This is a genomic window from Actinomycetota bacterium, assembly GCA_030774015.1.
In the GTDB taxonomy this organism is placed as follows: Bacteria; Actinomycetota; UBA4738; order UBA4738; family JACQTL01; genus JALYLZ01.
Genome location: JALYLZ010000112.1, coordinates 20,574 through 43,501 on the forward strand (window position 1 = coordinate 20,574; position 22,928 = coordinate 43,501).

Consider the following 22,928-nt stretch of genomic DNA (forward strand, 5'->3'; position numbering starts at 1 on the left):
TCAGGTCGCCGTTCGCAGGGACGCCAACGCGTCCAGAACGGCGTCGTTCGGCGGATTATCCGCCACATCCCGATTGCGGTGCGCGAAGCGGACGATCCCCTCCCGGTCGATGACGAACGTCCCCGGCATCTGGCGATAGTCGTCCCCGCTGGCCTTGGCCACCTCCACGTCCCGCGTCAGGAGGGCCCGCGCGTAGCGGAGGATGAGCTGCGGTCCGAACAGCTGGAGGTTGCCGCCGCGCTCGAGCCCGTAGGCCCGGTAGGCCTCCTGGGTGGGATCCGACAGGCACTCGAACGGGACGTGGCGCTCGTCGCAGAACAGGGCCGCGCGGGTGTGCGGGCCCAACCCGACGAGCGTGATGCCCGCCCCGGCCCGCTGGAACCGCTCACGGTCGTCGCGCAACTGCACGACGTGCTCCTGGCAGAACGTTCAGCCGAAGTGGCGCAGGAACACGGCCACCAGGGGCCGCCGGCGCCACCGCACGGCCAGCGAGACCTTCCGTCCGGCCTTGCTGACAAGCGTGACGTCGGGCGCCTGGTCGCCGGGACGCGGGCCGCTCATGGGCCCAGCATATCGGCCCGGCCTGCGGTCCCAGCCCACCCTTGACGGCCACGAAGCCGGGCCGCTATACATCGGACGCGCTTCCCCCCAGGCGCACCTGCCGTGACTGGAGGGAGCATGGCGTCCGGACCGCTCGACCCCGCAAGCACCCCGACCCGCGTGGACCCGGTGAGGGAGATCCGGTTCGCCGTCGTCATGTACGGCGGGGTATCGCTGGCCGTCTACATCAACGGCGTCGCTCAGGAGCTGTTCCACATGGTCCGCGCCACCGCCCCGGCGGACCCGGCGGCGCCCGGCTCCACCGCCCTGGTCCCCGACGACAAGCTCACCGGGTCCGAGGCCGCCTATCGCGACGTGGCCCGGATCCTCACCCGTCGGCTCATCGACGTCGAGCCGTACGATCGGACCCCGCCGCTCGCCGTCCGGTTCGTGGTGGACATCCTCTCCGGCAGCTCGGCCGGGGGCATCAACGCCGTGTTCCTGGGAAAGGCGCTCGCCAACGACCAGCCCCTCGCCCCGCTCGAGGCGCTGTGGGTGGACGAGGGCGACATCGCGAAGCTGCTGAACGACAAGGGTTCCAGGGGCGACCGGGTCCCGCTGCCCGTGCAATCGCCGCCCCGGTCGCTGCTGAACAGCCGGCGGATGTACTGGGAGCTGCTGCAGGCCCTCGACATGATGGATGGCAAGGAGCCCGCGGCCGTCTCGCCGTATGTGCGGGAGCTGGACGTGTGGATCACCACCACGGACCTGCGGGGGCTGGTCCTCCCCATCCGGCTGGCCAACACCGTCGCCTACGAGCGCCGGTACCGCAACGTGTTCCACTTCCGCCACGATCCGGGCGACGCGGTGCGGCCGGCCCGGACGGACTTCGAACCGGACAACGACCCCATCCTCGCGTTCGCGGCCCGGTGCACGTCGGCGTTCCCGTTCGCCTTCGAACCAATGCGGCTGGTCGACGTCGACGACCTCCTCGATCGCTACGAGCGGCGGCCGGGGGCGCGGAGATGGGATCGCTCGGACTCGCCCCGGTGGGAGGCCTACTACGGAGACTACGTCCCCGGCCCGGGCGAACCGGCGCTCCGGAACCCCTTCCCGGTCCGGTCCATGGCAGACGGCGGAGCCCTCGACAACAAGCCGTTCTCGTGGGCCACCGACACGCTGCTCACGCGGCGAGCCGACGTCACCGTGGACCGCAAGCTGATCTACGTCGAGCCTGATCCCGGCCAGCCCGAGCTCGAGAGGGAATCCGGCGATCAGCTGGACGCGATCCAGAACATCCAGCTCCAGGGGATGACGCTGCCCCGCGCGGAGACCATCCGGGACGACATCCAGCGCGTGGTCGATCGCAACCGGACCATCGAGCGCATCGCCCGCATCCTGCGGTCGGTGGACGCCGACGTGGCTCCCCGTGCGGAACCGGAGCCCGGGGACTGGGGAACGCTCGGGCTGGCCGCCCTGGTCCGGGAGCGGGGGTCGGCCTACAGCGGGTACCACAAGCTCAAGGTGGCCACGGTCACCGACGACCTGGCCGACCTGGTGTCGTCCGTGGCGGGGTTCCGCCTGGAATCCGACGAGCCGACGGCGGTGCGCTACCTGGTTCGATCCTGGCGGGACGGCGCCTTCGCCTACGATCCCGGGCCCGACGACACGGTGGAGTCGTTCAACGCGTTCCTGGTCCGGTACGACCTCCGCCACCGGCTCCGCCGGCTGGCCTTCCTCCAACGGAAGGCGGACGACCTGTTCGAGCTGGACCCCCAGGCCACCCAGGTCCTCGCCTCGCGCGAGGATGCCGCGGACCGTGTCCTCGAGCTCATGGCCGACGCCGGGAGGCGCCGAGCGTTTCGGGACGAGCTCCTGTCCATCAAGGGCGGAATCAATGCGATCCAGGGTGGGCTGCTCGCGCTGGACGAGGCGATGCGCCGCCGAGGCGACCTGAGCCCGGTGTGGCCGGCCGTCCGGGACACCGGCATCAGCTCCTCTCTGCTACGAACCCTTCTCGCGCAGCCCACCGACCTCGACCGGCGCGCGTTCGCCGCCCGAGTGGTCGGGGAGAACCGGGAGGCGTTCGAGGCCCTGGCCTCCGCCACCGCGAAGGCGTTCGCCGAGGGCGCCGAGGTCCGCCTCCCCGACGGCACCACCGCGTTCGTCGAGGGGACGGTGGAGGCCCGGTCCCGGCTCGACGCCGTCCTCGGCGGCGAGGGGCCGGGGTCCGGCCAGGGGCCCGGCCCCGAGGCGGCACGGGAGGCCCTCTCCCTGTATGCGGCCTGGTTCGACGACTACGACATGGTGGCGTTCCCCATCGCCTACGGAAGCGACGCCGGCGAGACGGACGTCGTCGAGATCTTCCGGGTGAGCCCTGGGGACGCCACCAACCTGGTGGACGAACGCGCCATGGACAAGCGGAAGCTGGCCGGGTTCCGCTACGGCCACTTCGGGGCGTTCCTCGATCGGGGGTGGCGCCAGAACGACATCATGTGGGGTCGCCTGGACGGCGCCGAGATCCTGATCAAGGCCCTGCTTCCGGAGCCCTCACCCGAACGGGACGCGCTGGTGGACCGGGCGCAGCTGGCCGTCGTGCAGGAGGCGCGGGGCCCCGACTGGGACCTGGCCAGGTTCCGGGCGGCCTACCCCATCGAGCCCCACCTCGAACCCGAACCGACCATCCACGCGGCCGGGCGAGCCGCGCACATCGTGGGGAACCTGATGAAGGGGATCAGCCAGGCCCGGGGGCTCCTGACCAGCCCCGTGGCCTGGTTGGCGAGGCTGGGGGCGCTGATCGGGGGCCTGGTCGAGGTGGCCCTCCCGGGCAGCGCCAGGCACCTGGTCTTCAAGCATCTCCTCAGCCTGCTGTATGCCTTCGAGGCCCTGCTGATCGCGGGCGGGATCGTGCTCGGCTCTGCCCCCGTGGCCCGGCTGGGATGGATCGCGCTCGGCATCACCGTGCTGGTCCGCATGATCGTGCTCGTGCTCCACGACGTCATGGAGGGGAAAGGACCGTGGAGGGCCGCGCTTCGAGGCGGCGTGGTGGTGCTGGTGCTGGCGGTGGTGGCCCTGGCCGTCTCCGGGGGCTTCCACATCGGCCACGACGTGAAGGACATCTGGCACTCGGTCAAGGACCGCGTGAGCAGCTGGCTCTGAACCGCGGAACCGGCCGGTCACGCGATCCAGCGTAGGGCGACGGCCGGCTACGGAGCCGTCCAGTCCGCCCGGCGCCCGAAGAACGCGAGGTACCGGGTCTGGAGGCCGGCGCCTTCCGGCACCTCCACCGTGGGCCCCAGCTCGCCGGCCGGACGCAGCAGCGCCTCGTATGGCCGGAAGTACGCGAGGGACCGCTCCATGCACTCGGGGTCGAGCGCCACCTCCACGCCGATAGCCCGGGCCAGGTCCCAGTTGTGCACCGTGATGTCGTTCATGCGCTCCCCGCAGTAGATCCACGCTTCCGACGGGCCCCGCGAGAGCTGCACGATGGTCTCGTTCCCGGCCCGCTCGAAGCCGGCGCTGGCCTCCTCGATGGTGCGAAGGGTCACGCCGATGGGGTCCTCACCCAGGACGTCTCCCTTCACCGTCGGCGCCACCTCGGCAAGGTTGCGTCCGTCGCACAGCGGCGCCACCCACAGGTTGTTCCAGGCGATGTGGTACGCCAGGTCCCGGACGTCCCACTCCGAGCAGGGTGTCGGAAGGTGCCACTGGTCGTCGCGGATCTCCTTCACCGTCTCGGCCAGCAGGTCCCCGGCCCGGCGGTGCAGCTCGTAGTACTCGCTCATGGTCGCCTTTCTCCGCGTCGCGTCGGTCGGGCTCAGCTCCGGGGCGGGTGGTGCTCCAGGTGGGCGGTGAATGAGGCGCCCGACGGGAACTCCGTCCATTTCCCGGCCTCCATGATCGCCGCTCCGCCCTTGCCGAAAATGTGCCAGTCGGTCCCGTCGCCGACCACGGCGGTGTCCTCGTCGATGGCCAGCAGCCGGCAGTCGTGCGGGATGGCGGCCACGATGGAGGCACGCAGCCCCGGGACGTGGACGTCGAGCGCGTCCCAGTGCGGCCCGAAGTACAGCTTCGGGAACAGCCCCAGGCCGGGCCGCCAGAAATGCGCGCTGGTGGGGTCGTTGGACGTGCTGTCCGGCGCCACGTCGCCCAGGCAGGCGATGCCGGCGCTGCACCCGGCGTAGGCCAGTCCCCGGTCCAGACCATCGAGGATCGCGTTCCAGAAGGGCGTCCCCTCGAGCGTCTCGGCGAGATGGGCCGGATTGCCGCCGGAGAAGTACACCACCGACGACCGGATCACCTTCTCCACCAGCTCCGGGCGCTCGGCGTCCTCCCGGACCTTCAGCGGCAGCACCTCCGAGGAGATGCCGCCTTCCTCGAGGTGGGCCAGCCCGAGGTCCCCCCACCGGTTGAACACGCGGTCCCCTTCGGGCGCGCTGGCGGTGGGCAGGATGAGCACCGTGCCGTCGCCGGTGGTTCGCTCCAGCAGGAAGCGATCCACCTCGTCGGTCCACGGCAGGAACTCGCCGGATCCGAGCAGGGCGAACAGGCTCACGCGGGGCGCTCCGCGGCCAGGCGGAAGAACTCCTCACGATGCGCTTCCCGGAAGAAGTCCTGCCCGAACGCGTTCAGCATCCCTTCGACCTGGCTCACGTGGGCCTCGATGGCCCGGAGCTTCAGGTCGAGGGCATCCGCCGGCAGCTCGTACAGGATGGCCAGCTCGCCCCGCGGCGTGACCGGCGGGACGTCCGGGCCCATGAACACGTTGAACCGATTCATCCGTTCAACGAACGTCTCCGCCCACTCCGGCGTCATGGTCGCGTAGTACAGCCGCGCCCCCGGCTTCCCGGCCCGCTCGAACGCCTCGGTGGTCCACGCGCACACGGACTTGTGGTCGGGATGGTTGGTCATGCCGTCCGGCCCGAACGTGAACACCGAATCGGGCTGGACCTCCTCCATGACGGCCTGGACCTTCACCGTGGCCTCACCGGCATCCGCCTGCGCGCACGTCCCGTCGTGGTAGTCCAGGAACCGGTGGTCGCGGACGCCGAGGATCTCCAGGGACCGCAGCAGCTCCTGCTCGCGGACCGCGCCGAGGGTCGCGGTGGGCCACCGCTCCTCGTCCCACGACCCCTCCTCGCCCCGGGTCGCCGTCACGCACACCACACGACTTCCCTGCTGTACCCCCAGCGCCATCAGCCCCGCGGTGAGGTAGGTCTCGTCGTCGGGATGCGCCCACACCCCGAGCACGGTCCCGAGGCGCGGGACGGCGCGATCCTCCTCGGTCATGGCGGCGACCTTACCCAGCGACCCGGGAGCGTGACAACGGGACCGGCCCGGCGAGGGGCCCGTTGTAGGATGCGGGTCGTGACCCCCCGCCTGTCTCCGCGCATCGCCCCCGTCATCGAGGTGCTCCAGCCGCTGCTGGGCATGTTCATCGAGGCGCAGAGCCTCATCGAAAAGGCCGGCCCGGATCTCTGCGACTTCATGGCCGGCAATCCGCAGGAGCTGGCCATGCCGGCGTACGTGGAGGCGCTCCAGAAGTGGGCGGAGCCCGAGCGGCGGGACTGGTTCGCCTACGTCCAGAGCGACCCCAACGCCCAGCAGGTCGTGGCGGCCTACCTCCGGGAGCAGCAGGGCCTCGAGTTCGAACCCGAGGACGTCACCATGACCAACGCCGCAATCGGAGCCCTGGCGGTGGTCCTGCGAACCATCGCCGGCGACGGCGACGAGGTCATCATGGTGAGCCCGCCGCATTTCCTGTACGAGCCGCTCATCCGGGCGGCGGGAGCGGAAGCCGTCCGGGTGAAGGTCCACCCGGAGACCTTCGACCTGGACCCGGAGGACGTGCGGGCGGCGATCACGCCCCGGACCCGGGCCATGATCCTGAACTCCCCGCACAATCCGACCGGACGGATCTTCCCGGCGGAAACGTTGGAGAGCCTGGGCCGGGTCCTGTCCGAGGCCTCGGAGCGGCACGGCACGATCTACCTGCTGTCGGACGAGGCGTACAGCCGGATCCTGTTCGACGGCCGGACCTTCGTCCCGCCGGCGGCGCACTATCCCAACACGTTCGTGATCTACAGCTACGGCAAGCAACTGCTGGCGCCGGGCCAGCGCATCGGCTTCATCGCCATGCCGCCGACGATGCCGGAACGTAAGGAGCTGATGCTGCCGCTGATGGCGGCTCAGCTGATCACTGGGTGGGCCTGGCCCAACGCGCTGCTCCAGCACGCGCTGCCCGACCTGGACCCGCTTTCGGTCGACATGGAGAGGCTCCAGTGGCGGCGTGATCGCATCGTGGAGGCCCTCCGGGACATGGGGTACCGGCTGCACGTCCCCGAGGCGACCTTCTACCTGCTGGTCGAATCGCCGCTGGAGGACGACTGGGCGTTCTTCCGGTCGCTGGCCGAGGAGTCCGTGCTGGTGCTTCCGGGGACCATGCTGGAGCTGCCGGGCACGTTCCGGATCTCCCTCACCGCGAGCGACGACATGGTCGAGCGGTCGCTCCCCGCGTTCGCCCGAGCCATCAAGCGCGCGCAGGAGTAGCCCGCCGCAGGGCAGCGCCCGCGACGCTCAGGGCTCCCACAGGTACATGGTCACGGTGCACACGGGACGGAACCCGATCCGCCGGTACAAAGGGAGGGCCCGTGCGGCCGACCCGAGCATGGCCACGCGGTACCCGAGCTCTCGGGCCCGGAGCATCGCCGCCGAGGTCATGGCGGCGCCGATCCCCCGTCCCCGGAGCGCCGGGGCGGTCGACACGCTGTAGATGCCGGCGATTCCGCCGCCCAGCATCGCGCCGGAGGAGGCGACCGCTCGACCCTCCACCAGGCCCACGAAGCGCTGCAACGGAGCGTCCGGCGCGTATCCCACGGCATCGCCCAGGCGCGCCATCGCGTGGAGCTCGGCGTCCTCCATGCCGAACCCCACCCGCATGGCCTCCTGGCACCGGGCCTGCGCCTCCGGCCCGTCGACTAGTTGGACCTGGAGCGGAACCTGGGCCCGAATGGCGGTGAACCCCTCCAGCCCGCACGCCATCCACGGCAGGTCGTAGTCGTGCCGGAAGCCATGGGCCTCGAGCCGCTGGCCCAGGTCTGTGGGCGAATCGTCCGGCCCTACCCACCACGTGGCCGGGACGCCATGCGCCCGCAGGACGTCCACGACCTCGGCGATCCGCCCGTCGGCTTCATCCGGCTGGAACCGGGCTCCCTGGATCCCGTTGGTGAAGGCGACCGGCTCGCCGACGATGGTGACCAGCAGGTCCTCCTGCGCCCGGACGAACCCGCCCTGGATCCGGGCCCAGCGCTCCGACAGCACCCAGCCGTGGCGGTCCAGGGCCCGGACCAGCGTCGCTGGCGCCAGGTCGGTGACCACCGGGTCCGGGTCCGTGGGAACGCCCACGCCAACGCCCACGCCCACGCCGGCGGTGCCGGTGCCGGTGGCGGCGGTCACACCGGCAGCACGCCGTGCTTGCGCCACGGCCGCTCGACCGTCTTGGTCTCGCCGATGTCCAGGCCCCGGACGATGGCCGCGCGGGTCGCCTGGGGCTCGATGAGGTCGTCCAGGAAGGACCAGCCCGCAGCGATGTACGCGTTGATCTGCTCCCGCACCGTCTGCGCCATCTGGTTCCGCATCGTGTCCTGCGCGTCCTGGTCCCCCGCGGCCTCGATCTGCTTGCGGAAGATGATGTTCACGGCGCCCTCCGGCCCCATCACCGAGATCTCCGCCGTGGGCCACCCCGCGATGTAGTCGGGCTCGTAGGCTCGCCCGTTCATCACGTAGTAGCCGGCGCCGTAGCCCTTGCGGAGCACCACCGTGACCTTGGGCACGGTGGCCTCGGCCACGGCGAACAGCATCTTGGCGCCGTGGCGGATGATCCCCTGCTTCTCCACCGCCGACCCGACCAGGAACCCCGGGCAGTCCATCAGGAACACCAACGGGATGGAGAACGCGTCGCACAGCCACACGAACCGCGCGGCCTTGTCCGCCCCGTTCACGTCGAGGGCGCCCCCCAGGAACATGGGCTGGTTCGCCACGATCCCGGCCGGGCGGCCGGCGAAGCGGGCGAACCCCGTGACCAGGTTCCGGGCCCATTCGGGCTTCATGGGGAAGAAGTCGCCGTCGTCCACGATCTCCCGGATGACCTTGCGGACGTCGTAGGCCTGCCGGGGGTTGGCCGGGACGATGTCGAGCAGGGCGTCACAGGACCGGTCGAGCGGGTCCGCCGGCTCCGCCACCACGGGTGGCTTCTCCCGGTTCGAGGACGGAAAGTAGCCGAGGTACTTCCGCACCACCTCGATGCACTCCCGGTCGTCGGCCACCTCCAGGTCGGCCACGCCGGAGATCTTGCAGTGCACCGCCGACCCGCCCATCTCCTCCGCGGTGACGTCCTCGCCCACCGCCGCCTTGACCAGGTGCGGTCCGCCCAGGGCCATGTTCGAGGTTCCCTTCACCATGGGCACGAAGTCGGCCAACCCGGGGATGTACGCCGTGCCGGCCGCGCCCGGGCCCATCATGGCGGCGACCTGCGGCACGACCCCGGACATGTGCACCTGCTCGCGGAACAGGTCGCCGGTCCGGGCGAACATGGAACCGGCCGCCTCCTGAATCCGCGCCCCCGCCGAGTCCACCAGCCACACGATCGGGATACGCTCGCGCAGGGCCAGCTCGCGCATCCGGGAAGCCTTCAGCTCCCCCACCATGCCCATGGACCCGGCCATGACGGTGAAGTCATACGCGATCACCGCCACCCGCCGTCCGTCGATCCGCCCCACACCGGTCACCACCCCGTCGCCCGGCGTGAGCTTCCCCTGCATGGACGGGGCCTGCGACTGGTGGTGGGCCAGCAACGAGAACTCGCCGAAGGTTCCGGGGTCGAACAACAGGTCCAGCCGCTCGCGGACGGTGAGCTTCCCCTGCTCGTGCTGGCGGGCGACCCGCTCTGGGCCGCCCATCTCCCGGAACCTGGCCTTGCGTTCCCGGAGCTGCTCGACGTGCCCGGGCATGTCGGGACCGGAGTAGACCAGGGTGGGAACGTACTCCCGCGGCTCGGCGGCGCCCTCGGTGGGCTCGCTCATGCGCCCAGACCTCCTCGGGGCCCTTCGCCGGGAGCTGCCTCCCGATGGCTGCCCGGGCCCGCTCGGCCGAAGTGTACGCCGGACGCTACAGCGAGCCGAGCGGGGCGATGGCGCGGAGAGGCTGGCCCGTGACCCCCGCGATGACCTCGAAGTCCCGGTCGTAGTGGAGCAGGGGAAGGGCGGCGAGCTCCGCCGCCGCTGCGATCAGGAGGTCCGGCAACTTGACCTGCCGGTGATGGAGAGGACCACGGGAGGCGAGCAGGCCGAAGATGTCGGTGGCGCGTTCCCACACGGGTTCGCCGATGGGAACGTACAAGAGGGCGTCGAGGCGCTCGCGAAGCGCAACGAACGCATCCAGGTCCCGAGCGGTCCACAGGAGCTCCAGCCGAACCATCGCGCAGGTGGCGATCTCGCCGACCTCCACCAGAGCGTCGAAAGCGGTGCGGAGTTCGGGATTCTTCTCGCGATTGGTCCAGGCGCTCGTGTCGGCAAGCTCCATTCAGGATCGCGACCGCCCCGGCCAGGAGCGGGTGGCGCGGAGCTCATCGAGCTTGCCTCCCAAAAGCTCCGCAAACGACTGTCGGGCCAGCTCGGCGAGCCGCTCCCGCCGGACAGCCTCCGCGAGGGCCCGATGCACCGTCTCCGTCGCTCCGCTCGTTCCGAGCACCCCCGCCGCCCTACGAACGAGGTCCTGATCCAGGTTCATGCTGGTACGCTTCACCATGCGCCAAGTATATGCCTCATAAGAGGCATCGGATACATACGGCTGGGCGAGCTCAGCGGCCCTTCCACTCGGGCTTGCGCTTCTGGAGGAACGCGCTGACGCCTTCGGCCAGATCGGGCTCCTCCAGGTTCGCGGCCAGCATCTCCTTGAGGTGCTGGAGGGCCTGGCCGAAGGCTTTGTCCTCGGCGCCGGTGAACGACCGCTTGCCGAGGCGGAGGATGGCCGGGCTCTTGGAGGCGAGCGCGTCGACCAGCTCCGCGACGACCCCGTCGAGCTCGGCCCGCGGGACCACCCGGTTCACCATGCCCCACCGAAAGGCCTCGTCGGCACCCACCCGTCGGCCGGTCAGCATCAGCTCGAGCGCGATCCGCCGGGGAACGGTTCGCTGGACCACCGCCGTGATCACGTGCGGCCACAGCCCCAGGTTGATCTCCGGCATCCCGACCTCGATGTCGTCGGCGGCCACGGCGAGGTCGCATCCGAGCATGAGGCCGAACCCGCCCCCCAGCGCGGTGCCGTTCACCCTGGCGATGGTGGGCTTGGGATGGTGCCACAGCGCGTCCAGGAGACGGACGATGGCCGCGGGAGCCGACTCCGCCGTGTCCTCGCCGAACCCCCCGACGTCGCCGCCCGCGCAGAACGCCGCGTCGCCCGCTCCCGTGATCACCACGGCCGCCGCACCCTCGTCAGCCGCGGCCCGCCGCAGCCCTTCCAGCAGCCCGTCGATCACACCGGGCGACAGCGCATTGCGCCGCTCCGGTCGGTCGATGGTCACCCACGCCGCCGGGCCGCGGAGCTCGAACAGGACCTGGTCCGTCATCCGAGGGAACCCTATCCCCACACGGCCGGGTGAACGAAGAGACGGCCCCCGATCGGAGGCCGTCTCTGGCTGCCGCCGGGGCGCCCGAGCGCCCTAATCTGATGGCCTTACGCTCAAGGGTGGCCCGACCGGCCCTGTGGGCCGGGGATCAGGACTTGCCCGGGGCGAGACGCTTGCCCCGGTAGTTGGGGAACACCACGTCGGCGTGCTGCCAGCAATAATCGGCTGCGTTGTAGACCGACAGCTTGGTGTTGCAGCCGGGCTCGGCGCAGACGCGGCCGCGCTTGGTCGTACGGGAAGGCTGGGGCAGATGCCCAGGCCGAGTTCCTTTCACGAGCGGCTTCCTCCTCCTCACTAACGTTCGACGCGCAGGGGGAGGAGGATTCAGGGGGAGAGGCTCGGACTCAGGAAGGGCGAAACGAGGTCAGCGCCCGGATTCCTCTTCGATCACCAGGCGGATCCGGGCGACCAGCGTGCGGGGCATGGCGTCTCGGGTGCACTTGTGGGCGACCATTGTCTGGAGGGCCCTGCGGAAATCGGCCCGCTCTTGGCACGGCCAGCAGGTGAGGAGGTGCTCGGCGATGACCCGGGACTGGTCCTCGGGGAGCTCCCCGTCCAGGTAGAGCTCGACCTCTCTCAGCACCTCGTTGCAGTCAACCACGGACCAACCCTCGCTCACGCACTGTATTCCACAACCGTTTCTCCAGCGCTTTCCTTCCCCGGTGGAGCCGTGACATGACCGTTCCGATGGGGATGTCCAGGATCTCGGCGATCTCCTTGTAGGAGAACCCCTCCACGTCGGCCAGCCACACGGCCATGCGGAACCCCTCCGCAAGCGACTCCAGCGCGGCCTTCACGTCCTCGTCGGGGATGCGGTCCAGGACCTCCGTCTCCGCCGAGGCCGCCTGCCCCTCCTGGGACATGTGGTCGTACAGGTACCAGTCCGGGATCTCCTCCTCCAGCACGGTCACGGGCTCCCGCTGGCGCTTCCGGTAGCTGTTGATAAACGTGTTGGTGAGGATCCGGTACATCCACGCCCGCAGGTTCGTCCCCTCGGTGAAGCCGCCGAAGCCCCGGTAGGCGCGCAGGAAGGTCTCCTGGACCAGGTCCTCCGCGTCGGAGGGGTTCCTGGTCAGCCGGAGGGCGGCCGAGTACAGGCTCGACAGCAGGGGCATGGCGTCGCGCTCGAACCGCTCCCTGAGCGCGGCCTCCTCCGGGTTGGATGTCTCGGACGTCGAGACGCTATCCCTCAACGATGGTCACCTCGTGATATCCGCTGGATCCACTGTACTCCGGCGGGACAACCCTCCCCGTCTGCACCGCGCCGGTCCCGTCCACCGCGCGGACCAGGACCTCCACGTCGCTCGCTTCGTTCGCGCTCTTCGCGGAGAACTGGAACCGCCACAGCTGCCACGTGAACGGCGAGAGCGCCGGCTTCAGCACGGCCGGATCCCAGCGGTGGCCGCCGTCGACGGACACCTCGACCCGGGAGATGCCGCGGTCGCCGGCGAAGGCCACCCCGGCGATCGTCACCGTCTGGGCGACGTCCTGGCCCTGGCGGGGCGTGTCGATGCGCGACATCGTCTTGACCACGGCCTCCTTGATCCAGCCCCGCTGCTCCCAGAACCCCTGGAACGGCCGGTCCACCACCTCGATCGCGCCCAGCCACTTCGGCATCTTCATGCCGTAGTACCCGGGGACCAGCAGGCGGGCCGGGAAGCCGTGCTCGCGGGGAAGCACGCGGTCGTTCATTCCGACGGCCACCAGGGTGGTCCGGCGAAGCGCCGTGGCCAGCGGGATGGAGTCGGCGAAGCCGTCCACCGAGTACGAGACCACCTCGACGGCCCCTGGGCTGACCCCGGCCCGGCGCAGCAGGTCCGGCATGGGTATCCCCGTCCACTTGGCGTTCGAGATGAGGTGCCCGCCGACCTTGTTGCTGATGCACTCCAGGGTCTGGAACTGCTCGACCGCCCGCATCGAGGTGAGCGCGCGGTAGGAGAGCCGCAGCGGCCGGTCGACCAGACCCCGGACCTCCAGCGACCACGTGTCGGAGTCGATGTCAGGGTAGACCAGCTCCTCGTTCACCACGTAGAAGCGGTCGTTGGTCGTGATCTCCGGGGAGAGGCCGGCGATACGACCGAACGCGGCCTGGCCGAGCCCTCCCGACGGGGTGGCCGCGGGGGACACGTCGCCCAGCCGGAGCGGAAGCCGGCCCGGGTTCGGCCGCCGGAACACGAACCGGCCCAGGCTGGCCCACCCGGCCAGGAACCCCACCCCGCCGATCCATACGGCGTTCACCACGGTCCGGCGGAGGGCGTCGTGCGAAGCCCCGCGGGCGGGGTCGGTCAGGCTCCGGTAGACCCGCGCGGAGACCAGCGCCGAAAGGGCCAGCATGGGAATCAGCACCAGCGAGTACACCAGCAGGCTCACCGTGCCCATCTCGTGGCCGTACGCGGCCAGCGCGATGGCGTACGCGGGCAGGGCCAGGACCGCCGCGGCCGGCTCGATCCGCCCCAACGCGGCATGGAGCCTGGGAAGGGCGAGCCCCAGGAGGACCGCCAGCACCAGGAACCCCACTCCAGAGGCGATGACAGCGCTGGGCCGGGCGGCGTGCTGGAAGCGGTCGATGAAGAAGGCGTCGAGCTTCCCGGGAGCCACGCGAATCACGGCCTGGGCAACCGAGACGGGAGTGAACGGGAAGGAGTTCCAGAACGTGTGCAGGACGGCGTCGGCCACGAGCGCCGCGGCCGCGCCGGCCAGCCCGGCGGCGGCCCCCGACGCCCGATGGGAAGGCAGCTCCCTCCCCCGGGGGGGACCGCCCTCGCTGGGCCGCGCCTCGCTCATCGTCGGCTCCACCGCTCCCAGGATATGGCCCGCTCCCGCATTTCGAGGGTGTGGTTCCGGGCGAGAGGAAACCGTTGCGCCTCGGTGTCAGGAATCACGGGCGGTGGGATCATTAGACCGATGGCGAACAACGGGGGCCGCAACCAGAAACAGCGGCGCGACCGCTGGCCGGGATTCGACCTGGGCGGGGGCGGCGGCGGCTCGAGCGGCGGCCCCCAGGCCGAACGGAACCGCCGGATCCGGACGATGGTCTGGGTCCTGGCCGGGCTGATCCTCGTCTTCTTCTTCCTCCCGCGCCTGCTCGGCGCGAGCAGGACCACCATCGACTTCTCCCAGTTCGAGGACCTCGTCAGCCAGCAGGCCGTGACCGATGTGTTCGTGGCGGACACCCAGGTCTCCGGGGTGTGGGAGAGAGGCGGGAACCGGGTCGACTTCGTGACCACCCGCCCGCCGGGAGACGACGGAGGCGCCCTGGTCCAGCTCCTGCGGAAGAACCACATCCGGTACACGGGGTCGCAGCCGAGTGGCTTCGCCGCGCTGCTGTACACGTGGGTGCCGACGATCCTGATCTTCGGGCTGCTGTGGTTCTTCTTGATACGCCGCATGGGGACCGGCGCGGCCAGCGCGCTCCAGCTCGGCAAGAACAAGGTCCGCATCTACGACCGCAAGGAGATGAAGACCACCTTCGGTGACGTGGCGGGCCTCGACGAGCCGGTCCAGGAGCTCCGCGAGATCGTCGACTTCCTGAAGAATCCCAAGAAGTACCAGCGGCTGGGCGGCCGGATTCCGAAGGGCGTGCTGCTCCTGGGACCGCCGGGGTGCGGCAAGACGCTGCTGGCCCGGGCGGTGGCCGGCGAGGCCAACGTGCCGTTCTTCTTCATGTCCGGCTCGGAGTTCGTGGAGATGTTCGTGGGCCTGGGCGCCGCCCGGGTCCGGGAGCTCTTCAACCAGGCCAAGGAGAAGGCGCCGGCGCTGGTGTTCCTGGACGAGCTGGACACCATCGGGAAGGGGCGCATGGGCGGGCTGGGCGGCTCGCTGGGCTCCCACGACGAGCGGGAGCAGACCCTGAACCAGCTGCTGGTGGAGATGGACGGGTTCGACGCCAGCCGAGGCGTGATCATCATGGCGGCCACCAACCGGCCGGACGTGCTGGACCCGGCCCTGGTCCGCCCGGGGCGGTTCGACCGCCAGGTCGTGGTGGACCGGCCCGACCTCCGGGGCCGCGAGGCCATCCTGAAGGTGCACGCCCGCGGGGTGGCGCTCTCCCCCACCGTCGACCTCAAGGTGCTGGCCGCGCGGACTCCCGGGTTCACCGGGGCGGACCTGGCCAACATCATCAACGAGGCGGCGCTGCTGGCGGCCCGCAAGGAGAAGGACGCCGTCGAGATGGACGACCTCGAGGAGGCCATCGACCGGGTGGTGGCCGGCCTGGAGCGCAAGAGCCGGGTCATGAGTGAGAAGGAGCGCCAGATCGTGGCCGTCCACGAGATGGGCCACGCGCTGGTCGCCCTGGTGGTGCCGACGGCCGACCCGGTGCACCGGGTGTCGATCATCCCTCGCGGCGCCGCGGCCCTCGGCATGACCATGCAGCGGCCGCTGGAGGACCGCTACCTGCTGACCGAGCCCGAGCTGGCGGACCGGCTGGCCATCCTCCTCGGCGGGCGCACGGCCGAGGAGATCATGTTCAAGCAGGTCTCCACCGGTGCCCAGAACGACCTGGAGCGGGCCACGGAGATCGCCCGGGCCATGGTCACCGAGTACGGCATGAGCGAGAAGGTGGGCCCGCTGTCCTACGGACGCGACGGGTTCCGGGGCTCCGAGGGGCGGCTGCTGTTCCCGGGTGATCGTCCCGAGATGTCCGACGCGCTCGCGTCCATCGTCGACGACGAGGTCAAGCGCCTGGTCAACGAGGCTCACGTCCGGGCCCAGGAGATCCTCCGGGACCGGCGCGAGCTGCTGGACAGGCTGTCCCGGGTGCTGATGTCGGCCGAGGTCATCGAGGGAGCCGACCTCAACGCCTACGCGGAGGGCCGCAAGCCCATCCCCGAGCCCGAGGAGCGGGCCGACGGCGACCAGACCCAGCCGCTTCCCTCGTCCGGGCCCGACATCGTGCAGTCCCCCTCCGAGTAGCTCCTCCGGCCGCTCAACGCTCCGTCGGCTCGGGGTGCCGGTGCGCCACGCACAGGTCGAGCCGGCCCCGCCACCGGTCCAGGAACCGGTTGAAGTTCCGCTCCGACAGCCGGTCGCGCTCCTCGGCTGGCGTGTTGGCCCACATCCGGTGCTCGTGGCGGGCCAGCGGCACCGGGACCACCACGCAGCGGAGCCCCCGGTCCTTGACCCGGAACGAGAGCTCGATGTCGGCCGCCCGGTAGAACCGGAAGCGTTCGTCGAAACCGCCGGCCTCGACGAGGGCCTCCCGGCGAGCGGCCACCAGGTACCCCTCGATGGCGTCGACGTCCGGGCCCTCGGACTCCTCGAAGCGGTCGAGGTCGTCGGTGACGATGCCGAAAGGCCCCGCCAGGCCCACCGCCGGGTCCTTCAGCGCCCGCTCCAGCGGTCCCAGGACGTCGCCCGTCGGTTCGACCGATCCGTCCGCGACCACGACCATGCGTCCGGCCGTTCTCTTCAGACCCACGTTGCGGCCGGTCCCCCAGCCGTGGTCGCGGTCCAGGGGAACGACCTCGACGTCCGGGGGCCAGGACGCGGGGTCCGTTTCCGCCGCGTCGACGACGACATGCTGGACGGAACGTTCGCCCTGGAGCCGCCGGAATCCGTCGATGCCACGGAGGACGTCCCCCGGCCAGCCCTGGACCAGCCACTGCACGGTGACATCGAACGAGGGCGGCTGCTCGAGGACCGATGGAACCTGGTCCGGAGTGACCCTGGGGAGGCGCGGGGCAGACACCGGCGTCACTTGCGATCCGGCCGGAGAATCCTCCACGTCGAATCCCAGCTCCCGGATTCGCCGGCGGAGTCTGTCCGCGGCGGTGAAGTCGCGAGCACGGCGGCGCTCCTCCCGCTCCCGGACCAGGCGTTCGACTTCCGGCGGAACGTCAGCCACCGGGGTGCCTCCGGATGAAATCGAGCACGGCCCGGTCGGACTCCTCGGCCTGCTCGGAGTGATACACATGGCCGGCCCCCTTCAGCAGGACCAGCTCCGCCCCCGGGATCATCTCGGCCAGGATGCGTGCGTTGGCCGGATCGACCATCCGGTCCTCGGTGCCGTGGAGGACCAGCGTGGGGACCCGGATGCCGGGCAGCCGGCCGTACGAATCGAACCCCTGCATGGCCTCCCACTGACCGCGCCGGCCCAGCGGCTTCTGGGGGCTCTCGCTTCCCACGCGGAGGTCCTCGGCCACGTGCTCCGGATGGGCCCGGGCGAACGCCTCCGAGTACAGGGCCAGGAACGGCTGGCCCTTCGGAACCGCAGCCCGGGAACGAATCACGTGTCGCCCGCCGCAGTGGGTCGCCGCCAGGATCAACGTGAGGACCCGCTCCGGACGGGCCAGGACCAGCTCCTGGGCCACCATGCCGCCAAACGACTGCCCGTAGAGGTGCGCCTTCGGCAACCCGAGCTCGTCCAGCAGCGCCACCGTGTCGTCCACGAAAGTCGTCATGGTCATCGGTTCGTCGGGTGGATCGGAGCGCCCGTTCCCCCGGAAGTCGTACGCGATCACGAACAGCTCCCGGGCCAGGTGCGGGATGTTCCGCCGCCACCCGGGAATGTCCCCACCCAGCCCCTCCAGCAGCACGATCGGCGGCGCGTTCGGGTCGCCGTGCGTCTCGTAGTAGAGCCGGGCACCGCCTGGACGCTCCAGCAACGGCATCTCAGCGACCCGGCGCGAAGGCCTTCAGCAGGAGCTCGTAGCTGGCCCGCTGGTGCTCGGGCGACGGGCCCACCCAGGCGCTTCCCAGGATCAGGCGGTCGGCGATACCGTCGTACGCGGCGATCCGTTCGCGGGCCTCCTCGGGAGTTCCGGCCACCGCCAGGGTGTCGACCATGGGGAGCGCGATCTCGATCATGGCGGCGGTGTCGCCGGCCGCGAACGCCTTGCGCAACGCGCCGACGCGGTCCTCGAACCCGTGGAGGGCGAGCACGGGGGCGTAGGTCCGGGTGGTGGCGTAGAAGCCGAGCTGGAGCGCGGCCTCCTGCCGGGCCACCTCCCGGTCCGCGTTCACCTGCACGATGAGGTTCGTGGTCACGTTGATCTCCGCGGGATCCCGGCCGGCGTTTCGGGCACCCCGCTCGATAGCCGGCCTCAGGACCTCGGCCACCCATCTGGGGCTGGTCATGGGGTGGCCGGAGATGCCGTCCGCGACCCGCCCCGCCGCCTCGGCCATCCGCTCGTTCACGGCCGCCAGGTAGATGGGCACGGTTCCCGGCGCGGGGCCGGCCCCCGGGAACGGCGGCATGGTGATGGTGTAGAAACGTCCGCGGTGCTCGGGCGGCTTCCCGTGGAAGGCGTCCAGGACCACGCGGATGGCCTCGACCGCTTCCGCCATCTTGGCGGCCGGATGCTCGAAGGGAACCGAGAACCGCTGCTCGTTGACCCGTTTCACCTGGGAACCCAGGCCGAGGATGAACCGGCCTGCGGACAGCTCGGCCAGGTCGCGCGCGGCCATCGCCGTGATGGCCGGGCTCCGGGGGAACGCCAGCGCGACGGCGGTTCCCACCGTGACGTGCTCGGTGGCCTCGCAGACCAGGGTGGCCTGCACGAACGCCGAGCGGGCCGTCTCCGCCACCCACACGCTCTCGTAGCCCGCTTCCTCGGCCATCCGGGCCAGCGCGGGGAGCCCGCGAAGCTCGCCGCCGACCACGATCCCCAGACTGGGCATGCCGGGGCGAAGGGTACCCGTCCACACGGGGTGTGGTTCTCGGGGGGCGAACGGGTACATAGGCCCAGATGCTGAAGCTCGACCACACGCTCTCGGGGCGCTACCGGGTCGAGGGCCTGCTGGGGTCGGGCGGGATGGCGCAGGTGTACCGGGGAACCGACACCGTGCTCTCCCGCACCGTGGCGATCAAGGTCCTCTCCTCGGATTACGCGCGAGATCCCGCCTTCGTCGAGCGGTTTCGTCGGGAGGCCCAGGCCGCGGCGCGACTGAACCACCCGACGGTGGTATCGGTGTACGACTCCGGCTCCGACGGCGGCGTGCATTTCATCGTGATGGAGTTCGTGGCGGGACGGACCCTCGCGGACGTCCTCGCGGCCGAAGGGCCCCTTCCGCCGGAACGGGCCGCCGCGATCTCGGCCCGGGTGGCCGAGGCACTCTCGTTCGCCCACGAGGCCGGCCTGGTCCACCGCGACGTCAAGCCGGGCAACGTGATGATCACGGAACAAGGCGACGTGAAGGTCGTGGACTTCGGCATCGCCAGGGCGGCATCGGGACAGACGGTCACCCAGACCACCTCGATCCTGGGCACGGCCTCGTACCTCTCGCCGGAGCAGGCCGAGGGCAAGCCCGTCGATGGCCGGAGCGACATCTACTCGCTGGGGATCGTGCTGTACGAGCTCCTGACCGGGCGGGTTCCGTTCACCGGCTCCTCCCCGGTCGCGGTGGCGTACCGGCACGTGACGGAGGAGCCCGTGCCGCCGTCGGCCGTCCGTCCCGGCGTGCCGCCGGCCCTCGAGGCCATCACCCTCCGGGCCCTGGCCAAGGACCCCGCGCAGCGCTACCAGTCGGCCGAGCTGATGCGGTCCGACCTGGAGGCAGTGGCGCGGGCTGGTGCGGCGGCCAGTGCGACCGCGGTCGGGGAGCCCGACACCGAACGGCTCGACCGGGACCGCACCGCGACCCTACCGCCGGTCGTCGCCCCGCCAACGCAACCGTCCCCTGCCGGGCGGCCGCCGGCCCGCCGCCGCGCATGGCCGTTCGTGCTGGCCGCGGTCGCCGTCCTCGCGATCGTCGCCTTGATCGTGGTGGGGTTGCTGGGCGGAAACGGGGGCCCGATTCGGCACGCCTCCGGTGGCTCCCCCCGGCCCTCGGGAGGCGGGCATCATCCGTCCTCGCCTCCCGCCCCCGCGACGTCCTCGGTCCAGGACGCCGTGGTCAACCTGGCGAACGTCCTCTCGCGGGGGGTCTCCTCCGGGGCGATCAGCGACAAGGCGGCCCAGGACGTCCTCCACCACGCGGCCGACGCCGTCCACGACTACCAGGAGGGGAAGCTGGACGACGCCCTCAAGAAGCTGTCCGACCTGGCTGGGAAGATCGCCCAGGCCGTCCAGCACGGCGACATCTCCTCCGCCTACGCCGGCCAGCTCACCCAGGCCGTCCAGGCCCTGGCCACCGCTATGCAGGCTCAGCCGACGCCGAGCGGCGAGATCACCCTCCCCGGCGAGGGCGACTGACCGGCCCGGAGAGACCGGCACGCGTCGGTGAGGCTCAGCCCGTGGGCAGCTTGGTGACGTTTCGGAGGCGCGTGGCCAGGACCTCGAGCACCTTCATGGCGATCGACGGGTGCTGCTCGAGCAATCCGCGGAACACCCAGAACGTGATGCCGATGAGCTTCACCGGCGTCATCGCGGTGACGGTCGCCGTTCGCGGGCCCCGGTCCAGCAGGGAGATCTCGCCGAAGAAGTCACCGGGGCCGAGCGTGGCCCGTCCCTTTCCCCCGATGCTGATCTTGACCTTGCCGTCGGTGATCAGGAAGAACCCCACTCCCCGATCGCCTTCCCGCGCGATCACGTGCCCCTCGGGATGGGAGACCTCCTTGGCGGCCAGCACGATGGCCTGGAGCTCCCGCTTCGTGCATCCCGAGAACATGGGGACCTTGGCGAGCTGATCGACCGCCCCTCGAGTGTCCACCTGACCTCCTCGCCCCTGGTTGAACGCCGCGCCATGCGCGGATTCGCGCGCTCGCACCATCGCTCACTCACGCCCGGCCGAGCGAACCCGGCCGCGCGATTTTAGCCGACACAGCCGTCGGGCCGCCGTGTACGCTCGACCCTCGATGGGGGACGACGGACGCGGGCCGCGGCGATTGGTGTCATCGGGCTCGCCATACGAGCCGGTGATCGGGTTCTCCAGAGCGGTGGCGATGGGCCACCACGTGTACGTCTCCGGCACGGCGCCCGTGATGCCAGACGGGTCCGACCCGCCGGGCGATCCGTACCGCCAGGCCCGGCGGTGCCTGGAGATCGTAGCCGCGGCGCTGGCCGAGGCCGGGGCGCGGGTGGAGGACGTGGTTCGGACCCGCATCTACCTGACCCGGGCAGAGGACTGGGAGGAGGTCGCCCGCGCCCACGGCGAGGTCTTCGCCGAGATCCGCCCGGCCGGCACGTTCGTGGTCGTGACGGGGTTCCTGGATCCGCGATGGCTGGTGGAGATGGAAGCCCAGGCCTACGTGCCATGAACGGCCAGGGCTAGGGAAACCGAACCTCTGTCGCCGTTCCGAGAAAGGCTCCAAGCCGCGCCGCGTCCGCCTCGAGCTTCCTTCGAACCGTCGGGGACAAACGGTCGAACGGACGAACCTCCACTCGAAACGTCCCCGGCGCGCGTTCCCCCTTCCACGTGCCGATAGCGCGACCGTCCGAGAGGACGACGGGGTGGAGCCATCCGCCGCCACGGTTGATCACCTTCCACCCGCCGGGCTCGACGGCGAATGCGCGGTCCTTCCATCCCAGGAAGTACTCGTCGAAGGACGGGACCAGCCGGACCAGCCCGGGCGGCGCCTGGTCCGGCCCTGACCCGAGTGCCCACAGCCGCGCCCCGGGAGTCCGAGCCGGCCCGGGCAGCTCGACCTCGACCATGCGGTCCTCCACGGCGCGCCAGGCCCGCCTGGCGTCGCCCATCCGAATCCCGGACCAGAAGGCCAGGTCCTCGGGCGTCGAGGGCCCGTGGGAGGCCAGATACCGAACGGCCAGCTCCGCGAGCGCCGCCTCGCGTTCCATCGGTTCGGGCTCCCCGATCCAGTCGCGGACCAGCACGAAGTACCGCTCGCCGTTCCGGATCGGCCCGTGGCAGACCCGGCCGGTCGACGCCGCCAGCCACAGCAGGTGGACACCGATGGCCGGGTCGCCGGTCGGGATGCGGCGTCGTCGAAGCCGCGCCAGGACCTCGGCCCGGGTGAGCGGTCCCTCTCGGTCCAGCATCCGCTCGATCGCCGCCGTCGCCCGGTAGGGTTGGTCCCCGGTCAGGCCGAGCTCGTGCAGACGGCGGCGCGAGTTCGACACGCGGGGCTCGACCACCAGCGGCTGGAGCCATCCGTAGTCCTCGGCCGCCACCAGATGCAGCGTCCCGCGCATCAACCAGGTCAGGACGATGGACCGCTCCTCCACCCGGGCCCGCTCGACCGCCCCGGCCGTGAGCCCGTCCGTGCGGGCGGCGAGGGCCAGCCGGGCGGCGGAAAGCACCTGCGCCTGCACCCCGAGGAGATGCCGCACGAGGTCGCCCGGGCTCGCCCGATGCGGTCGGTGCAGCAGCTGGGCCGCCTCGCGAATCCGTCGCAACCGTGCCGTCGAATCTGCGGTCGGGCGGGGCATGGACGCATGCTACGGTGCGGCCGTGGCCGATCGGATCGAGGTACCGACGCGCGACGCCATCTTCCGGTTCGACCCCGGCGAGCGCGTGCTCGAGGTCTTCGGGATCGGCCCCGACGGATCGGCCCGCTATCGCGTCGAGATGCTCCGGGACTTCGGCATCGACGACGTGTTCGTGAGGATCACCTGCCCGGACACGACGATCCTGAACTACATCGTCGACGAATCGCAGCGCCCGCAGATCCAGGAGCTGGTCAGCGCCGTCGCCGCCGCCCGCAGCTCGTAACCGTCCGGCCCAGCTCCCAAAAGGAGAAGCCGCAGGCCGATGACCTGCGGCTTCCGTTCGTCGCGGGGACAGGATTTGAACCTGTGACCTCTGGGTTATGAGCCCAGCGAGCTACCGGACTGCTCCACCCCGCAGAACGATGCTAGCAGCCCCG

Annotated in this window: 24 protein-coding genes and 1 tRNA gene; 6 read left to right on the forward strand and 19 right to left on the reverse strand. The window is 70.9% G+C overall.

Going from position 1 to position 22,928, the window contains the following annotated elements; genetic code table 11:
* A complete protein-coding gene (locus tag M3Q23_10990; GenBank protein ID MDP9342592.1) occupies positions 1-408 on the reverse strand; it encodes an AhpC/TSA family protein in 408 nt (135 codons plus the stop codon).
* Between the two features lie 270 nt (positions 409-678).
* On the opposite strand from M3Q23_10990, the gene M3Q23_10995 reads away from it, so the two are divergent.
* The gene (locus M3Q23_10995) at positions 679-3,699 is read left to right on the forward strand and encodes a patatin-like protein (protein ID MDP9342593.1); all 3,021 of its coding nucleotides are present in this window, start codon (positions 679-681) and stop codon (positions 3,697-3,699) included.
* A 47-nt stretch (positions 3,700-3,746) separates the two neighbouring features.
* On the opposite strand, the gene M3Q23_11000 is transcribed toward M3Q23_10995, so the two are convergent.
* Genes M3Q23_11000 through M3Q23_11010 form a run of 3 tightly spaced genes read right to left on the reverse strand, consistent with a single transcriptional unit; the run spans position 3,747 to position 5,829 of the window.
* Complete coding sequence (locus tag M3Q23_11000) at positions 3,747-4,325, reverse strand: TIGR03086 family metal-binding protein (GenBank protein MDP9342594.1); 579 nt, start codon at positions 4,323-4,325, stop codon at positions 3,747-3,749.
* A gap of 32 nt (positions 4,326-4,357) precedes the next feature.
* A complete protein-coding gene (locus M3Q23_11005) occupies positions 4,358-5,095 on the reverse strand; it encodes a Type 1 glutamine amidotransferase-like domain-containing protein (protein ID MDP9342595.1) in 738 nt (245 codons plus the stop codon).
* The gene (locus tag M3Q23_11010) at positions 5,092-5,829 is read right to left on the reverse strand and encodes a PIG-L family deacetylase (protein MDP9342596.1); all 738 of its coding nucleotides are present in this window, start codon (positions 5,827-5,829) and stop codon (positions 5,092-5,094) included. The genes M3Q23_11005 and M3Q23_11010 overlap by 4 nt, the downstream gene beginning before the upstream one ends.
* A 69-nt stretch (positions 5,830-5,898) precedes the next feature.
* On the opposite strand from M3Q23_11010, the gene M3Q23_11015 reads away from it, so the two are divergent.
* Positions 5,899-7,089 carry an aminotransferase class I/II-fold pyridoxal phosphate-dependent enzyme gene (locus M3Q23_11015; protein MDP9342597.1) on the forward strand — a complete coding sequence of 397 codons (1,191 nt, stop codon included), beginning with the start codon at positions 5,899-5,901 and terminating at the stop codon, positions 7,087-7,089.
* A gap of 27 nt (positions 7,090-7,116) precedes the next feature.
* Here the strand turns inward: M3Q23_11015 and M3Q23_11020 are convergent, their stop codons facing one another.
* The 9 genes from M3Q23_11020 to M3Q23_11060 all read right to left on the reverse strand — a co-directional run bounded on the left by M3Q23_11020 (position 7,117) and on the right by M3Q23_11060 (position 14,008).
* Positions 7,117-7,995, reverse strand: coding sequence for a GNAT family N-acetyltransferase (locus M3Q23_11020; GenBank protein MDP9342598.1), 879 nt, complete (start codon positions 7,993-7,995; stop codon positions 7,117-7,119).
* Positions 7,992-9,620 carry an acyl-CoA carboxylase subunit beta gene (locus M3Q23_11025; GenBank protein MDP9342599.1) on the reverse strand — a complete coding sequence of 543 codons (1,629 nt, stop codon included), beginning with the start codon at positions 9,618-9,620 and terminating at the stop codon, positions 7,992-7,994. Before M3Q23_11025 ends, M3Q23_11020 begins: the two co-directional genes overlap by 4 nt.
* Positions 9,621-9,705: 85 nt before the next feature.
* Positions 9,706-10,119: a PIN domain-containing protein gene (locus M3Q23_11030; GenBank protein MDP9342600.1), complete on the reverse strand. Its 414-nt coding sequence runs from the start codon at positions 10,117-10,119 to the stop codon at positions 9,706-9,708.
* Entirely contained in the window at positions 10,120-10,344 is a 225-nt protein-coding gene (locus M3Q23_11035) for a type II toxin-antitoxin system VapB family antitoxin (protein MDP9342601.1), read from the reverse strand.
* A 52-nt stretch (positions 10,345-10,396) separates the two neighbouring features.
* Positions 10,397-11,164 carry an enoyl-CoA hydratase-related protein gene (locus M3Q23_11040; protein MDP9342602.1) on the reverse strand — a complete coding sequence of 256 codons (768 nt, stop codon included), beginning with the start codon at positions 11,162-11,164 and terminating at the stop codon, positions 10,397-10,399.
* Positions 11,165-11,312: 148 nt separating this feature from the next.
* The gene (locus tag M3Q23_11045; protein MDP9342603.1) at positions 11,313-11,498 is read right to left on the reverse strand and encodes a hypothetical protein; all 186 of its coding nucleotides are present in this window, start codon (positions 11,496-11,498) and stop codon (positions 11,313-11,315) included.
* 90 nt (positions 11,499-11,588) lie between these two features.
* A complete protein-coding gene (rsrA, locus tag M3Q23_11050) occupies positions 11,589-11,825 on the reverse strand; it encodes a mycothiol system anti-sigma-R factor (protein MDP9342604.1) in 237 nt (78 codons plus the stop codon).
* Positions 11,818-12,417 (reverse strand): sigma-70 family RNA polymerase sigma factor, encoded by a 600-nt coding sequence (locus M3Q23_11055; protein ID MDP9342605.1) that lies wholly within the window; start codon positions 12,415-12,417, stop codon positions 11,818-11,820. The genes rsrA and M3Q23_11055 overlap by 8 nt, the downstream gene beginning before the upstream one ends.
* The gene (locus tag M3Q23_11060) at positions 12,407-14,008 is read right to left on the reverse strand and encodes a molybdopterin-dependent oxidoreductase (GenBank protein MDP9342606.1); all 1,602 of its coding nucleotides are present in this window, start codon (positions 14,006-14,008) and stop codon (positions 12,407-12,409) included. The genes M3Q23_11055 and M3Q23_11060 overlap by 11 nt, the downstream gene beginning before the upstream one ends.
* A 120-nt stretch (positions 14,009-14,128) precedes the next feature.
* Here M3Q23_11060 and ftsH point away from each other — a divergent pair, with 120 nt between their 5' ends.
* Complete coding sequence (gene ftsH / locus M3Q23_11065) at positions 14,129-16,138, forward strand: ATP-dependent zinc metalloprotease FtsH (protein ID MDP9342607.1); 2,010 nt, start codon at positions 14,129-14,131, stop codon at positions 16,136-16,138.
* Between the two features lie 13 nt (positions 16,139-16,151).
* On the opposite strand, the gene M3Q23_11070 is transcribed toward ftsH, so the two are convergent.
* Genes M3Q23_11070 through M3Q23_11080 form a run of 3 tightly spaced genes read right to left on the reverse strand, consistent with a single transcriptional unit; the run spans position 16,152 to position 18,844 of the window.
* On the reverse strand, positions 16,152-17,069 hold the full coding sequence (locus M3Q23_11070; protein MDP9342608.1) for a glycosyltransferase: 918 nt from the start codon (positions 17,067-17,069) through the stop codon (positions 16,152-16,154).
* Positions 17,062-17,835, reverse strand: coding sequence for an alpha/beta hydrolase (locus M3Q23_11075; GenBank protein ID MDP9342609.1), 774 nt, complete (start codon positions 17,833-17,835; stop codon positions 17,062-17,064). Before M3Q23_11075 ends, M3Q23_11070 begins: the two co-directional genes overlap by 8 nt.
* 1 nt (position 17,836) lies before the next feature.
* Positions 17,837-18,844, reverse strand: a complete 1,008-nt coding sequence (locus M3Q23_11080; protein ID MDP9342610.1) for an LLM class flavin-dependent oxidoreductase — start codon at positions 18,842-18,844, stop codon at positions 17,837-17,839.
* 68 nt (positions 18,845-18,912) lie between these two features.
* On the opposite strand from M3Q23_11080, the gene pknB reads away from it, so the two are divergent.
* Positions 18,913-20,358: a Stk1 family PASTA domain-containing Ser/Thr kinase gene (pknB, locus tag M3Q23_11085; GenBank protein ID MDP9342611.1), complete on the forward strand. Its 1,446-nt coding sequence runs from the start codon at positions 18,913-18,915 to the stop codon at positions 20,356-20,358.
* Positions 20,359-20,392: 34 nt separating this feature from the next.
* Here the strand turns inward: pknB and M3Q23_11090 are convergent, their stop codons facing one another.
* Positions 20,393-20,815 carry a cyclic nucleotide-binding domain-containing protein gene (locus tag M3Q23_11090; GenBank protein MDP9342612.1) on the reverse strand — a complete coding sequence of 141 codons (423 nt, stop codon included), beginning with the start codon at positions 20,813-20,815 and terminating at the stop codon, positions 20,393-20,395.
* 145 nt (positions 20,816-20,960) lie between these two features.
* Between M3Q23_11090 and M3Q23_11095 the strand changes: the two genes are divergently transcribed.
* A complete protein-coding gene (locus tag M3Q23_11095; protein ID MDP9342613.1) occupies positions 20,961-21,362 on the forward strand; it encodes a RidA family protein in 402 nt (133 codons plus the stop codon).
* Positions 21,363-21,372: 10 nt separating this feature from the next.
* Here M3Q23_11095 and M3Q23_11100 read toward each other — a convergent pair whose 3' ends face one another.
* Positions 21,373-22,458, reverse strand: coding sequence for a winged helix DNA-binding domain-containing protein (locus M3Q23_11100; protein ID MDP9342614.1), 1,086 nt, complete (start codon positions 22,456-22,458; stop codon positions 21,373-21,375).
* 55 nt (positions 22,459-22,513) lie between these two features.
* Between M3Q23_11100 and M3Q23_11105 the strand changes: the two genes are divergently transcribed.
* On the forward strand, positions 22,514-22,774 hold the full coding sequence (locus M3Q23_11105; protein MDP9342615.1) for a hypothetical protein: 261 nt from the start codon (positions 22,514-22,516) through the stop codon (positions 22,772-22,774).
* 60 nt (positions 22,775-22,834) lie between these two features.
* Here the strand turns inward: M3Q23_11105 and M3Q23_11110 are convergent.
* A tRNA-Met gene (locus M3Q23_11110) sits at positions 22,835-22,908 on the reverse strand.
* Between the last annotated feature and the right edge of the window lie 20 nt (positions 22,909-22,928).

Bases quoted from the DNA above. Each gene is read 5' to 3' on its own strand.
- M3Q23_10995 (MDP9342593.1), top strand. From the start codon at position 679: ATGGCGTCCGGACCGCTCGACCCCGCAAGCACCCCGACCCGCGTGGAC.
- M3Q23_11025 (MDP9342599.1), bottom strand. From the start codon at position 9,620: ATGAGCGAGCCCACCGAGGGCGCCGCCGAGCCGCGGGAGTACGTTCCC.
- M3Q23_11075 (MDP9342609.1), bottom strand. From the start codon at position 17,835: ATGCCGTTGCTGGAGCGTCCAGGCGGTGCCCGGCTCTACTACGAGACG.
- M3Q23_11015 (MDP9342597.1), top strand. From the start codon at position 5,899: ATGCGGGTCGTGACCCCCCGCCTGTCTCCGCGCATCGCCCCCGTCATC.
- M3Q23_11030 (MDP9342600.1), bottom strand. From the start codon at position 10,119: ATGGAGCTTGCCGACACGAGCGCCTGGACCAATCGCGAGAAGAATCCC.
- M3Q23_11035 (MDP9342601.1), bottom strand. From the start codon at position 10,344: ATGGTGAAGCGTACCAGCATGAACCTGGATCAGGACCTCGTTCGTAGG.
- M3Q23_11060 (MDP9342606.1), bottom strand. From the start codon at position 14,008: ATGAGCGAGGCGCGGCCCAGCGAGGGCGGTCCCCCCCGGGGGAGGGAG.
- M3Q23_11095 (MDP9342613.1), top strand. From the start codon at position 20,961: ATGGGGGACGACGGACGCGGGCCGCGGCGATTGGTGTCATCGGGCTCG.
- pknB (MDP9342611.1), top strand. From the start codon at position 18,913: ATGCTGAAGCTCGACCACACGCTCTCGGGGCGCTACCGGGTCGAGGGC.
- M3Q23_11000 (MDP9342594.1), bottom strand. From the start codon at position 4,325: ATGAGCGAGTACTACGAGCTGCACCGCCGGGCCGGGGACCTGCTGGCC.
- M3Q23_11080 (MDP9342610.1), bottom strand. From the start codon at position 18,844: ATGCCCAGTCTGGGGATCGTGGTCGGCGGCGAGCTTCGCGGGCTCCCC.
- ftsH (MDP9342607.1), top strand. From the start codon at position 14,129: ATGGCGAACAACGGGGGCCGCAACCAGAAACAGCGGCGCGACCGCTGG.
- M3Q23_11040 (MDP9342602.1), bottom strand. From the start codon at position 11,164: ATGACGGACCAGGTCCTGTTCGAGCTCCGCGGCCCGGCGGCGTGGGTG.
- M3Q23_11010 (MDP9342596.1), bottom strand. From the start codon at position 5,829: ATGACCGAGGAGGATCGCGCCGTCCCGCGCCTCGGGACCGTGCTCGGG.